The 13,387-nt window shown below is 65.8% G+C and carries 11 protein-coding genes; 2 read left to right on the top strand and 9 right to left on the bottom strand.

Translation table 11 applies throughout. The features are described 5' to 3' along the window. Nucleotides 1-16: 16 nt before the first annotated feature. From ABE422_RS00255 to ndk, 9 genes are all read right to left on the bottom strand, one after another. On the bottom strand, nucleotides 17-1,843 hold the full coding sequence (locus tag ABE422_RS00255) for a monovalent cation:proton antiporter-2 (CPA2) family protein (protein WP_313212314.1): 1,827 nt from the start codon (nucleotides 1,841-1,843) through the stop codon (nucleotides 17-19). A 251-nt stretch (nucleotides 1,844-2,094) separates the two neighbouring features. Beyond that, complete coding sequence (moeB, locus tag ABE422_RS00250; RefSeq protein WP_346482200.1) at nucleotides 2,095-3,234, bottom strand: molybdopterin-synthase adenylyltransferase MoeB; 1,140 nt, start codon at nucleotides 3,232-3,234, stop codon at nucleotides 2,095-2,097. 137 nt (nucleotides 3,235-3,371) lie between these two features. Beyond that, on the bottom strand, nucleotides 3,372-4,763 hold the full coding sequence (gene der / locus ABE422_RS00245; protein WP_259261070.1) for a ribosome biogenesis GTPase Der: 1,392 nt from the start codon (nucleotides 4,761-4,763) through the stop codon (nucleotides 3,372-3,374). 12 nt (nucleotides 4,764-4,775) lie between these two features. Further along, nucleotides 4,776-5,984: an outer membrane protein assembly factor BamB gene (gene bamB, locus ABE422_RS00240; RefSeq protein WP_313212316.1), complete on the bottom strand. Its 1,209-nt coding sequence runs from the start codon at nucleotides 5,982-5,984 to the stop codon at nucleotides 4,776-4,778. Further along, nucleotides 5,984-6,622: a tetratricopeptide repeat protein gene (locus tag ABE422_RS00235; RefSeq protein WP_019183086.1), complete on the bottom strand. Its 639-nt coding sequence runs from the start codon at nucleotides 6,620-6,622 to the stop codon at nucleotides 5,984-5,986. Before ABE422_RS00235 ends, bamB begins: the two co-directional genes overlap by 1 nt. A 59-nt stretch (nucleotides 6,623-6,681) precedes the next feature. Further along, entirely contained in the window at nucleotides 6,682-7,545 is an 864-nt protein-coding gene (locus tag ABE422_RS00230) for a RodZ domain-containing protein (RefSeq protein ID WP_313218068.1), read from the bottom strand. Nucleotides 7,546-7,551: 6 nt separating this feature from the next. Further along, nucleotides 7,552-8,349 (bottom strand): type IV pilus biogenesis/stability protein PilW, encoded by a 798-nt coding sequence (gene pilW / locus ABE422_RS00225; RefSeq protein ID WP_313212319.1) that lies wholly within the window; start codon nucleotides 8,347-8,349, stop codon nucleotides 7,552-7,554. Continuing rightward, on the bottom strand, nucleotides 8,336-9,541 hold the full coding sequence (rlmN, locus tag ABE422_RS00220) for a 23S rRNA (adenine(2503)-C(2))-methyltransferase RlmN (protein WP_313218066.1): 1,206 nt from the start codon (nucleotides 9,539-9,541) through the stop codon (nucleotides 8,336-8,338). The genes pilW and rlmN overlap by 14 nt, the downstream gene beginning before the upstream one ends. Nucleotides 9,542-9,551: 10 nt before the next feature. Further along, complete coding sequence (ndk, locus tag ABE422_RS00215) at nucleotides 9,552-9,977, bottom strand: nucleoside-diphosphate kinase (protein WP_008265389.1); 426 nt, start codon at nucleotides 9,975-9,977, stop codon at nucleotides 9,552-9,554. A 319-nt stretch (nucleotides 9,978-10,296) separates the two neighbouring features. Between ndk and ABE422_RS00210 the strand changes: the two genes are divergently transcribed. Continuing rightward, nucleotides 10,297-10,959: a TetR family transcriptional regulator gene (locus ABE422_RS00210; RefSeq protein WP_346482199.1), complete on the top strand. Its 663-nt coding sequence runs from the start codon at nucleotides 10,297-10,299 to the stop codon at nucleotides 10,957-10,959. A gap of 44 nt (nucleotides 10,960-11,003) precedes the next feature. Continuing rightward, nucleotides 11,004-13,376 carry a 3-hydroxyacyl-CoA dehydrogenase/enoyl-CoA hydratase family protein gene (locus tag ABE422_RS00205; protein WP_346482198.1) on the top strand — a complete coding sequence of 791 codons (2,373 nt, stop codon included), beginning with the start codon at nucleotides 11,004-11,006 and terminating at the stop codon, nucleotides 13,374-13,376. Nucleotides 13,377-13,387 lie beyond the last annotated feature (11 nt).

The following is a 13,387-nucleotide window of genomic DNA, read 5'->3' as shown; positions in this document are numbered from 1 at the left end:
CGGCACTACCGGAGCCTCATTCCTCTTCCGGCACCTCGTCCGCGTTGAGCGTGCGCGCTTTGCGCTTGGGCGCGGTGAACGGGGTCGGCGTGGGCACGCCGGGCAGCGCCGTGCCGAACACCATGTGCGCCCCGGCGCGCAGGTCTCCGCCCGCCATCTCCAGCTCGAAGCGTTCCGCATCACGCTCGCGGATCTGCTCGGCGATCTCACGCGCATCGTCCGGATCGGCACCCAGCTCCATCAACGCGGCCTGGCCGAACTGCAGCGCCGACTCGAAGGTCTCGCGGATCTGGAAGTCCACGCCGGCATGGATCAGGCGCAGCGAATGCTCGCGATCGAACGAGCGCACCAGCAGCTTGGCCTGGGGGAACTCGTGGGTGACCAGCTCGACGATGCGATCGGCATCCTGGTCGCTGTTGACGCACACCGCGATCGCACGCGCCGACCCCGCGCCGGACGCATGCAGTACATCCAGCCGGGTACCGTCGCCGTAGTAGATCTTGAACCCGAAGCGCTCGGCGTTGTGGATCATGTCCACGTCGTTGTCGATGATGGTCACATCCACATCGCGCGCCAGCAGCGACTGACTCGCCACCTGGCCGAAGCGACCAAAGCCGATCAGCAGCACGCTGCCGGACAAGCCGTCGGCTTCTTCGACACCATCGAGCGAGACTTCCCGGTCCGGCATCAGCTTGTCGTGCAGCAGCACGAACAGCGGCGTCAGCGCCATCGAAAGCACCACGATCGCGGTCAGATTGGCATTGACCTGTACGTCGATCACACCGGCCACCGCCGCGGCGGAGAACAGCACGAAGGCGAACTCGCCGCCCTGCGCCATCACCACGCCACGGTCCAGCGCCTGCCGATGATCACTGCCCAGGATGCGCGCGACCACGTAGATGCAGACCGCCTTGGCCAGCATCAGCGCGAACACGCCGGAGACGATCAGCGGCCAGTTGTTGGCCACGACGGTGAGGTCCAACGCCATGCCGACGCTGAGGAAGAACAAGCCGAGCAGGATGCCGCGGAACGGCTCGATGTCCGCTTCGATCTGGTGGCGGAAGGTGGATTCGCTGAGCAGCACGCCCGCGAGGAACGCGCCCATCGCCATCGACAACCCACCCAGCTGCATCAGCAGCGCGGCGCCGAGCACGACCAGCAGGGCAGCGGCCGTCATCACCTCGCGCGCCTTGGCGGCGGCGAGGATGCGGAACAACGGATTGAGCAGGAAGCGGCCGACCAGCACCAGGCCGACGATCGCACCGGCAGCGATACCCACGGTGACCCAGCGCGAGCTCTCGCCCGCATCACTGTGCACCGGCGCCATGAACGCGACCACCGCCAGCAGCGGCACGATCAGCAGATCTTCGAACAGCAGGATCGAGACGATCTTCTGGCCGGTCGGCAGCGCGATGTCGCCGCGTTCGGCGAGCAGTTGCATCACCACCGCGGTGGAGGTCAACACGAACCCGGCGGCGCCGATGAAGGCCACCGGCAAGGGGAAGCCGAGCAGCATGCACACGCCGGTCAGCACCGCGCCGCAGACCACGATCTGCAGCGTACCCAGGCCGAAGATCTCGTTGCGCAGACTCCACAGGTGCGAGGGCCGCATCTCCAGGCCGATCACGAACAGGAACATCACCACGCCGAGCTCGGCGGTATGCAGGATGGCCTGCGGATCGGAGAACCAGCCGAACCCGAACGGGCCGATGGCCAGGCCCGCGGCGAAATAGCCCAGCACCGAGCCCAACCCGAGCCGGCGGAACAGCGGCACCATGACCACTGCCGCACCCAGCAGAGCAACGACTTTCACCAGTTCACTGGCACCTGCTTCCACCGCCATGCGGTTGTTTCCCCGGACTACACAAGATGGGTCAACGATAGGGCAAAGCGGTGAAGGGCAATAGCGCGGATGATGCGTTTTATCGTGCTGAATTCAGAACGATATCGAATCTGGATGCCGCATCGTCCCGAAATCGCCACCGAACCCACCGGTAGAGCCACGCCACGCGTGGCTGCGCTCACCCGGCGGCCCGTCGACAACGGCATCCACGCATAGCGTCCCGGCGAACCGCATCCACGCATGGCGTGGATCTACGCGCCGCTGCAGAACGCGGCGTAATCGATGTACCCAGGGAACGCGCGCCCGGGCGCGCAGAGCGGACAGGCCGGGTCCGGCCTGAGCCGCGTCTCGCGGAAGCGCATGCCCAGCGCATCGAAGGTCAGCAGGCGCCCGATCAGTGGCTCGCCGATGCCGAGCAGCAGCTTGAGCACTTCGGTGGCCTGCAGCAGACCGACCATGCCCGGCAGCACGCCGAGGACCCCGGCCTCCGAGCAGTTGGGCGCGAACTCGGGCGGCGGCGGCTCCGGGAACAGGCAGCGGTAGCACGGCGCAGTGCCACGCTGGCGACCGGCATCGAACACACTGACCTGGCCGGTAAAGCGCTCCACCGCGCCATACACCAGCGGGATGCCGTGCTGGAGGCAGGCATCGTTGAGCAGATAACGCAGCGGGAAGTTGTCCGAGCCATCCAGCACCACGTCGACCCCCTCGAGCAGCGCATCGATGTTGTCCGAGGTGACCCGCGCCTGCACGGCCTCCACATCCAGCGAGGGATTGAGCGCCAGCAGGCGCGCGCGGGCGGAGCGCACCTTGGGCTCGCCGACGCTGGCATCGGTATGGATGATCTGCCGATGCAGGTTGCTGCGATCCACCACGTCGTCGTCGGCGATGCGCAGGTGCCCTACCCCGGCCGCGGCCAGATAGAAGCTGGCCGGTGCGCCCAGACCGCCGGCGCCGAGCACCAGCACGCGCGAGGCGAGCAGCGTCTTCTGGCCCTGGACACCCACCTGCGGCAACAGCAGATGACGCGAGTACCGTTCGTTGAAATCGCGCTCGGCGTCGCTCTGCATCGGCTGCACCAACGGCAGCCCGTCAGCGCGCCACGCGGACGTCCCGCCGTGGACGGAGGCGACATGCGTATAGCCGAGACCGGCCAGGACGTTCGCGGCCTCCATCGAGCGCTTGCCGCTCTGGCAGATCAGGACGACCTCGCGGTCGATGGCCGGCAGGTGCGTGCCAGGTTCGGCCTGGAGATCGCCCGTGGCGATGCCGAGGGCGCCTTCGGCCATGCCGGTGGCACGCTCGTGCGCCTCTCGGACGTCGATCAGCAGTGTGCCCTGGGCGAGGCGTTCGCGGGCCTGCGCAGGGGTGAGTTCGGGGATCGTGCTCATGCGGGGATTATCGCGCACGGGCGCGCCGGCCGCCGGTTTGTCCGGGTTGCCGGCCAGCGGCCGGCACTACCGCTGCGTGCGGCCACTGGCCGGCAGCCCCAAATGAAAAGAGCCGGCTTGCGCCGGCTCTTTCTGCATCACTTGCCCTTGACGTGCTTGATCAAGCGGCGTTTGCGCTTGAGCTGACGTTCGGTGAGCACGTTCTTCTTGCCCTCGTACGGGTTCACACCCTCGCGGAAGATGAACTGCACGGGCGTGCCGACCAGCTTGAAGCGCTTGCGGAAGAAGTTCTCCAGATAGCGCTTGTACGACTCCGGCAGGTCTTTCAGACGGGTGCCGTGGACGATGAAGGTCGGCGGGTTGGAACCGCCCGGATGCACGTAGCGCAGCTTGGACACGTGACCACGGATCGCCGGCGGCGGGTTGGTCTCGTAGGCCGTTTCCAGCGCCTTGTTGACTTCGCTGGTGCTGAACTCATGCGTCGCCGAGGCATGCGCGGCGTGGATGCAGCGGAACAGCTCACGCAGGCCCGAGCCGTGCTTGGCCGAGATGCGCACCACTTCGGCCCACGGCACGAAGCCGAGCTTGCGCGACACCAGTGCTTCAGCCTGCTCGCGCTGGTAATCGGTCAGGCCATCCCACTTGTTGATCGCCACCACCAAGGCACGGCCGGCATCGAGCACCGCACCCAGCACGCTGGCGTCCTGATCGGTGACACCTTCAGAGGCATCAAGCATCAGCACCGCGACCTGGCACTGCTCGATGGCCTGCAGGGTCTTGATGACGCTGAACTTCTCGACCACTTCCTCGACGCGCGCCTTGCGACGCAGGCCCGCGGTATCGATCAGGCGGTACTCGCGCCCGTCACGCTCCATGTCCACCGCGATCGAATCACGGGTGGTACCGGGCACTTCGGAGGCGATCATGCGCTCTTCGCCGAGCAGACGATTGACCAGCGTCGACTTGCCCACGTTGGGGCGGCCGACGAAGGCGATGCGAATGCGGTTCGGATCGGTGTCCAGGGTCTCGGTGGTGCCCTCTTCCGGCAACCGTTCCACGACCTCGTCCAGCAGATCATCCAGGCCCTGACGGTGCGCGGCCGAGACGGTCAGCATTTCGCTGAAGCCGTAACGGGCAAACTCCGAACGCACGGTGTCTTCGTTCATGCCGTCGATCTTGTTGATCAGCAGCAGGGTCGGACGGGCCAGTTTGCGCAGCCAGGACAGGATCTCGTCGTCCATCGGGCCCTCACGGGCATCGACCACGAACAGGATCAGGTCCGCCTCGGCGGCGGCGGCGCGGGCCTGGCGGGCAGTAGCGCCGGCCAGACCTTCTTCTTCACCGGCGATACCGCCGGTATCGACCACCAGGAACGGGTGGTCTTCATCAAGACGACAAACACCGTAATTACGGTCCCGGGTCACGCCGGGCTGGTCATGGACCAGCGCGTCGCGCGTACGGGTAAACGCATTGAACAGCGTGGACTTGCCGACATTCGGCCGTCCAACCAGGGCGACCAAGGGCAGCATCGCGGTAACTCCTTATTGTGCCAACCGGAACGCGGTCAGCTTTCCATCAACGTTCTGCACCAGCAGAATCCCATCGGCAGCTACCGGCTGTGCCAGGAGGGCGTCGCCGCCACTCTTGGCGCGCGCCGCGAACTCACCGTTATCGGTCCGCAACCAGTGCAGATACCCCTTGTAATCACCGACCACAACGTAATCGCCGTGGATGACCGGACCGGTCAGCGAACGACGGGCCAGGCCCGTCTGCGACCACATGGCCGAACCGCTGGCCTTGTCCAGGCCGAACACGCCGCCCTTGTTGTCGGTGACGAACACATTGCTCGAGGTCAGGGCCACGCCACCGGCGCCACCATGATCACGTGCCCACAGCGGACGGCCGGTCGGGCCTTCGATCGCCATGGTCTGGTTCTTGAAACTGCTGACGAACAGCGTATTGCCTTCCAGCACCGGGGCGCCATCGATATCGGCCATGCGCTCCAGCTCGGTACGGCCTTCGCCGGTGCCGACCATCTGGTCCCACAGCGTGCGGCCGTCCTGCATGGCCAGCGCGGCGATGGAACCGTCGTCGTTACCGATGAACAGCACGCCCGGGCCGGCGACGACCGGCGCGTTGCCACGCACGGTCAGTGCCGGCAGCTCGCGCGGGTTGAACCAGCGCTGGGTGCCATTTTCGGCATCCAGGCCGGTCACGCGGCCGTCGTTGCTGCGCACGAACACCATGCCCTGGCCCACGGCCGGCGCGGAGATCACTTCACCCGGCACCTTGGCACGCCACTTCTCAGTGCCGTCGGCCGCGTTCAACGCGATGACTTCGCCATCCAGGGTGCCGATGACGACCAGGCCGTCACCCACGCCCGGGCCACCGGACAGACGCAGCTTGGGCTGCTTCTTCACCTTGGCCGGTTCATAGGTCCAGATCTTCTTGCCGGTCTGCAGGTCGATGGCATGCACGCCACCGTAGATGGCGGCCGCGTACACGCGACCATCGGCGACCACCGGGCCCTGACGGACGCCGATGCGCTTCTCACCCTTGCCGACGTTGGCCGTCCAGATCTTGTCGACCTTGGCGGTGGCATCGAACTTGACCAGCTCGGCCGGCTCCAGCGCCTTCTTGGCCGCCGCATCCTTGCCGGCGAACCAGCCCTTCATCGTGCTGCAGCCGGTCAGGGCCATGCCCAACAGGGCAACCGTGGCAACGCGCTTGATCATGACCATCTGATTCATTACACCGACTCCGCAGGATCGGTGACGGTGCCACCGGCATCCGTCAACTTGGTTTCCAGCAGGCGCCGCTGGGGCGCTGCCACGTCCAGCGTCTTGAGCGCCTTCTCATACTGCTCGCGGGCGGCATCACGCTTGCCCTGCGCCATCAGTGCGTCGCCATGGATTTCCAGGCTGGCGCTGTCGGTTGCGGTGCCGAGCTGCTTGATCGCATCCTCGGTCTTGCCGGTGGCCACCAGCAGGCGCGCAACGCGCTGCTCGATCACCGGCTTGAATTCGGGGTCGGCCTTGATCGCGCGCAGGGTCGCCAGCGCGTCTTCGTTCTTGCCGGCATCGACCTGGGCCTTGGCCAGCTGCAGTGCGGCCAGATCGGCATAGATGTTGGCCTTGCCGCTTTCCAGGTCCTTCACACCCTTGGCGGCCTGCTCCAGATCCTTTTCTTCCAGGCTCTTGAGGACGATCTGGTATTGGACGTTGGCGCCGGCCAGGCTGTTGCTGTGCCGGGTCTGCCACTCTTTCCAGCCCCAGATGCCACCAATCGCGATGGCTACGCCAGCGAGGATGCTGACACCGTTCTTCCGCAGCCAGCCGCGGACGCGTTCACTTTGTTCGTGCTCGTCGAGCAGGTCGTCGATCGCCATGCGTACTCTCGCCCCGCCCATGAGGAGGAGCTATTTGAATTGGATTGGGGAAACGCGGTTCAGTGCGAAACTGGGACCACGGAGCCGTCAGAGGATACCGTAAAGCGTGCCACGTTGGCTCGCTGGTACGGCGAAAGGTCGACGATAGTGCCGGCCTGCTGAACCTCGACCGCCGATGCATTGCCCAGCACCATGCGGGCCACCTGGCCTGGCGCGAAGCTGCGGGTCTCGCCCGACTTGATCAGGGCCTTTTCGACGGTGGTGCCGTCGGGCCCGGAAATATCCACCCAGCTGTCGCCTTTGAACTGCAGGCTCAGGGCGCCGGCCTGCGATGCCGGCGCAGCGGCCGGACGCGGAACCGGGGTCAGCGATGCCAGATACGGCGCCGCCGGTGCCGAAGGCTTGGCCGCTTCGACCGCCACCGGTGCGGCCGGGTCCGGGGTGTCGCCACCGGCCACCGGTACCGCCGCCGGGATCACATCCAGCGAGGCGGTGTTCGGGGTGGTCGCCGTGCCATCGAAATGGCCGCGGGTGGCGAACCAGACCGGCACGGCCAGAACGGCGGTGATGCCGACATACAGGACACGACGCCCCAGGCTCTCGGCAATGCGCCGGGCCCGCGGGGTATGGGTGTGGCTGACCAGCTGCGGCGGCACGATCGGCCCGATATGCGCCTGCTCGAGGATCTCGCCGATGTCCACCTTGAGCAGGCGGGCATAACTGCGCAGCTGGCCGCGGACGAAGACCGGCGCGCCGAGACGCTGCCACTGTTCTTCTTCGAGGGACTTGAGTACCTGAACCGGCATATGCAGCTGCTGCCCCACCGCCTCCAGGGTCAGTCCGGCCGCTTCCCGGGCCTGGCGAAGACGAGCTCCGCAACCGGCCGCAGTATCAAAAGCGTTCACAGTCTGGTCATCAATCACAATGCTTCAACCCCGGGGATTAGGTGCCGCATCCTGCGGAAATTCGTCATGAATTCGCTGCAGATAGCGACCGGATGCCACGCTGTCGCCAAGCCGCGCCTCGATTTGAGAGGCAAGTTGTAACACGGAACGTGTGGCCGGTGCAGCCGTCAAACGCCGTTGCGAAAAGGCCCGGGCCTCGAAATAGCGCCCTTGGGCGTACTCGTTGCGGGCCATCGACTCCAGCGCATAGGCATTGACGGGATCTATCTCAAGCGCCCGTCGCAGGTCCGGCACGGCCCGTTCGGGCTGGCCTGCGTCCAGCGCACAGCCACCGGCATTGGCCAGGGCGGACGCCGGCGTGGTGTAGCCCGGCGCCTGCAGCGCCCGGTCGAACCAGACCAGCGACTCGGCCGGCCGGCCATGAGCACATAGCCACGCGCCATAATTGTTGAGGACGTCGCCGCGCTCCGGGCCCAGTTCGGCGGCCTTGGCGTACAGCTGGCCGGCCTCGGCCTCGTTGCCGCGCTGGGCGGCGATGGCCGCCAGCAGCATGTAGGCCTCGGGACGCCGCGCATCGATCTTCATGGCCGCCCGCACCCGCTTCTCGGCGGCATCCGGGGCACCTGCGCGCAGCGATTCGCCAGCCAGGACCATCTGGTCCTGGTAGTTCACGCGCTTGCGGATCTCAGGGTTGTCCCGGGCCTCATAGGTCGGCGCGACCTCAAGGGGCCCGGACGGCGGTTTGATGCCTTGCTTGCCACAGCCGACCACTGCCAGCGCGAGGAAAACAACGGCTGGCAATCGGCAATCAGGCAGCCGCATCCCGGCCTTTCCCGTCCTGCAGCGTTTTATTGAACTCGGCCTGGCGGCGCGTGCGATCCATGACCTGGCCCTTGAGCTGGCCGCAGGCGGCATCGATGTCGTCGCCACGGGTGCGTCGCACCATCGTCAGCACCTTCGCATCGAGCAGGATCTTCTGGAAGGCGCGGATGTCGGTTTCGCCGGAGCGCTCATAGCGCGTGCCCGGGAATGGATTGAACGGAATCAGGTTGACCTTGCCCGAGTTCGAGGCCTGTACGGCGTTGTCGAACTGGCGCATCAGCCGCGCCAACTGGCGGGCGTGCTCGGGCTGGTCATTGATGCCCTTCATCAGGGTGTATTCGAAGGTGACCGATTCGCGGCGCTTGTTGGCGCGCAGGTAACGTGCGCACGAGGCCATCAGCTCGACGATCGGGTACTTCTTGTTGAGCGGGACCAGGGTCTCGCGCAGTGCATCGTTGGGCGCATGCAGCGACACCGCCAGCGACACGTCACTCTCGGTGGAGAGGCGGTCGATCTGCGGCACCAGGCCGGAGGTGGACAGCGTCACGCGCTTGTTGGCCAGGCCATAGCCCAGATCGTCGCGCATCACGCTCATGGCGCGCACGACGTTGTCGAAATTCATCAACGGCTCGCCCATGCCCATCATCACCACATTGGTGAGACGACGCTGCTTGTGCGGGATGTTGCCCAGATGGCGCGCCGCGACCCACACCTGGCCGATGATCTCGGCGGTGGACAGGTTGCGGTTGAAGCCCTGGGTGGCGGTCGAACAGAAGGTGCAGTTCAGCGCACAGCCGACCTGCGAGGACACGCACAGCGTGCCGCGGTTCTTGTCCGGGATGTAGACCGCTTCAATCGCGTTCTTGCCGTCGGTGCCCATGGCCAGCAGCCACTTGTGGGTGCCATCGGCGGAGGGCTTGTCGAACACGATGTTCGGAACCAGCACCTCGGCATGCTGCTTGAGCTTGGCGCGCAACGCCTTGCCGAGGTCGGTCATGTCATCGAAATCGGTGACGTAGTGATGGTGGATCCACTTCATCACCTGGTGGGCACGGTAGCGCGCTTCGCCGAGTGTCTCGGCGAAGAAGCGCTCCAGACCCTCGCGATCGAGGTCGAGCAGGTTCTGCTTGGCCACAACCGGGCTCGAGATGAGCACGGATGGGATGGCGGTTGGCTGTACGACCTCGTTCACGGCATCACTCTCAGCGCGAGACGACTTCAGTCGCGGCGAAGAAGTAGGCGATTTCGATCGCGGCATTCTCAACCGAGTCCGAGCCGTGGGCGGCATTGGCATCGATGGATTCAGCGAAGTCGGCGCGGATGGTGCCTGCGGCGGCTTCCTTCGGGTTGGTGGCGCCCAGCAGGTCGCGGTGGGCCAGCACGGCGTTCTCGCCTTCCAGCGCCTGGATCATCACCGGGCCGGAGATCATGAACTCGACCAGCGCGTTGAAGAACGGACGCTCGCGGTGCACGGCGTAGAAGCCTTCGGCTTCACGGCGCGACAGCTGCTTGTACTTGGCGGCGACGACCTTCAGGCCGGCCTTTTCAAAGCGGGCGTAGATTTCGCCGATGACGTTCTTGGCGACGGCGTCCGGCTTGATGATGGAAAGGGTGCGCTCCAGCGCCATGGGAATACTCCGTTGGGCGGGCCACTTGATCGGCCCGAGGTTAACATGAAAAAAACCCGCGTCAAAACGCGGGCTTAGCCTGATATACGTGCGCCAATTCTAACGTGTCCTCCCCATCTCCGGTAGTGCCACGCCTTGCGTGGCAGGCTTGGACCGCATGGGATCGCTCGCCCCGTTCAGGGAATGAAGGGTTGCCGGCCAGCGGCCGGCGCTACCCGGGGGCGGATGAACGGACGCCCATTTCTGCTGCGCCGCACAATGCGATGCCGCAGCCGCAGGTCTAATATCAAACAATCGTTTGATTGAACTGCCCTGCCCCATGGCCAAACTTGCCCACTTCTCCACCAAGGACCGCATCCTCGGCGCCGCTGAAGAACTGTTCGCCCTGCACGGGTTCGCGGGCACCTCGCTGCGCCAGGTCACCAGCCAGGCCGATGTGAACATCGCCGCGGTCAACTACCACTTCGGCTCCAAGGAGAACCTCGTCAACGAGGTCTTCCGCCGCCGCATGGACGAGATGACCTCGGCCCGCCTTGCCCAGCTGGAGGCTGCACGCCGTGAGCACCCTGGCGCGCTGCGCCCGGTGCTGGCCGCCTTCGTCGAGCCGGCGCTGGCGATGGCCCAGGACCGCCAGACCGGCGGCGCGTTCGTGCGGGTCATCGCCCGCGCCTACGCCGAAAAGAACGACAACCTGCGCAAGTTCCTGTCCGACCATTACGGCCACGTCCTGCGCGACTTCGGCAAGGCGATCTCCGCCTGCGTGCCGGAGCTGAGCAAGGAGGAGCTGTACTGGCGCCTGGATTTCCTCGCCGGCTCGCTGACTTACGCGATGGCCGACTTCGGCCTGATCAAGCGACCCGCCGGTGTCACCGAAGCGGCGCATCGTGCCCATGCCGCCCAGGAACTGATTCATTTCGCCGAAGCCGGATTCCGCGCCAGCGGGGCCTCGAGCGCTTCGACGACCTCCCTTTCCACCCCGTAGAGCCGGGCGTTGACCGGCTTCCAGACAACCAAAGGCTTATCGACATGTCCAATTCCCTGCTAGTCCGCCGTGCCGCCGTGCTGGGTGCCGGCGTCATGGGTGCCCAGATCGCCGCCCACCTGACCAACGCCGGCGTCGACACGGTGCTGTTCGACCTGCCCGCCAAGGAAGGTCCGGCCGATGGCATCGTGCTCAAGGCGATTGCCAACCTGGGCAAGCTCAGCCCTGCCCCGCTCGCCAGCAAGTCCTACGCCGAGGCGATCACGCCGGCCAACTACGAAACCGGCCTGGAGCAGTTGAAGGACTGCGACCTGATCATCGAGGCCATCGCCGAACGGATGGACTGGAAGCAGGACCTGTACAAGAAGATCGCCCCGTTCGTGGCCGATCACGCCGTGCTGGCCTCCAACACCTCGGGCCTGGGCATCAACAAGCTCGCCGACGTGCTGCCAGAGCAGCTGCGCCACCGCTTCTGCGGTGTGCATTTCTTCAACCCGCCGCGCTACATGCACCTGGCCGAGCTGATCCCGGCGACCACCACCGATGCCTCGGTGCTGGAAGGCCTGGAAGCGTTCCTGGTCACCACCCTGGGCAAGGGCGTGGTGTACGCCAAGGACACCCCGAACTTCATCGGCAACCGCATCGGCGTGTTCTCGATCCTGTCCACCATCCACCATACCCAGGAATTCGGACTGGGCTTCGATGAAGTGGACGGCCTGACCGGCCCGCTGGTCGGCCGCCCGAAGTCCGCCACCTACCGCACCTCCGACGTGGTCGGCCTGGACACCATGGCCCACGTGATCAAGACCATGGGCGACACCCTGCCCAACGATCCGTGGCATGAATTCTTCAAGTCGCCGAAGTGGCTGGACGCGCTGATCGCCAAGGGCGCGCTCGGCCAGAAGACCGGTGCCGGCATCTTCCGCAAGGTCGGCAAGGACATCGTGGTGCTGGACCTGGAGAAGCAGGACTACCGCACCGCGGACCGCACCGCCGCACCGGAAGTGGTCGAGATCCTGAAGATCAAGAACCCGGCCGAGAAGTTCGCCAAGCTGCGCGAAAGCCAGCACCCGCAGGCGCAGTTCCTGTGGGCGACCTTCCGCGACCTGTTCCACTACAGCGCCTACCACCTGGCCGACATCGCCGAAACCGCGCGCGACGTCGATCTGGCCATCCGCTGGGGCTACGGCTGGTCGCTCGGCCCGTTCGAAACCTGGCAGGCCGCCGGCTGGAAGCAGGTCGCGCAGTGGATCGCCGATGACATCGTGGCCGGCAAGAGCATGAGCAGCGCACCGCTGCCCGATTGGGTGTTTGATGGCCGCGACGGCGTGCACGCCGCCGAAGGCAGCTACAGCCCGTCGCGCAATGCCAAGCTGCCGCGTTCGGCGCTGCCGGTGTACCAGCGCCAGCGCTTCCCGGATCCACTGCTGGGCGAGACCTTCAGCCCGGGCGAAACCGTGTTCGAGAACGACGGCGTGCGCATGTGGCACGACGGCGACGGCATCGCGGTGGTCAGCTTCAAGACCAAGATGAACACTGTGTCCGACCACGTGCTCAACGGCCTGCAGGAAGCGATCAAGCGCGCCGAGCAGGACTACAAGGGCCTGGTGATCTGGCAGCAGAAGGAACCCTTCTCCGCCGGCGCCGATCTGTCCGGTGCGCTCGGCCTGCTGCAGGCCGGCAAGGTGGACCAGTTCGAAGAGATGGTGCACAACTTCCAGCGCACCAGCCAGGCGATCAAGTATTCGCTGGTGCCGGTGGTGACCGCGGTGCGCGGCCTGGCCTTGGGCGGTGGCTGCGAGTTCCAGATGCACAGCGCCAAGAGCGTGGCCGCGCTGGAAAGCTACATCGGTCTGGTTGAAGCGGGCGTGGGTCTGCTGCCGGCCGGTGGTGGCCTGAAGGAACTGGCCGTGCGCGCCTCGCAGGCCGCCGGTCCAGGCGGTGACGTGTTCGCCGAGCTGAAGAAGACCTTCGAAACCGTCGCGATGGCCAAGGTCTCCAACTCGGCGGTCAACGCCAAGGAACTGGGCCTGATGCGCGCGACCGACAAGGTGGTGTTCAACAGCTTCGAGACGCTGCACATCGCCAAGGCCGAAGTGCTGGCGCTGGCCGAAGGTGGCTACCGTCCGCCGATGCCGGCCCGCCGCATCCAGGTCGCCGGTGACGTCGGCATCGCCACGTTCAAGATGATGCTGGTCAACATGCTGGAAGGCCGCTTCATCAGCCCGTACGACTACGAGATCGCCGTGCGCATCGCCACCGTGCTGTGCGGTGGCGAAGTGGATCGCGGCACGCTGGTGGACGAAGAGTGGCTGCTGACCCTGGAACGCAAGCACTTCGTCGAACTGGCCCAGCAGGAAAAGACCCAGGCCCGCATCGCGCACATGCTCAAGACCGGCAAGCCGCTGCGCAACTGACCCTTTTAGAG

This window comes from Stenotrophomonas sp. TWI1151, from assembly GCF_039673135.1.
Taxonomy (GTDB): Bacteria; Pseudomonadota; Gammaproteobacteria; order Xanthomonadales; family Xanthomonadaceae; genus Stenotrophomonas.
The sequence above is the reverse complement of the archived record's forward strand: the minus strand, read 5'-3'. Positions and strand labels throughout refer to the sequence as shown.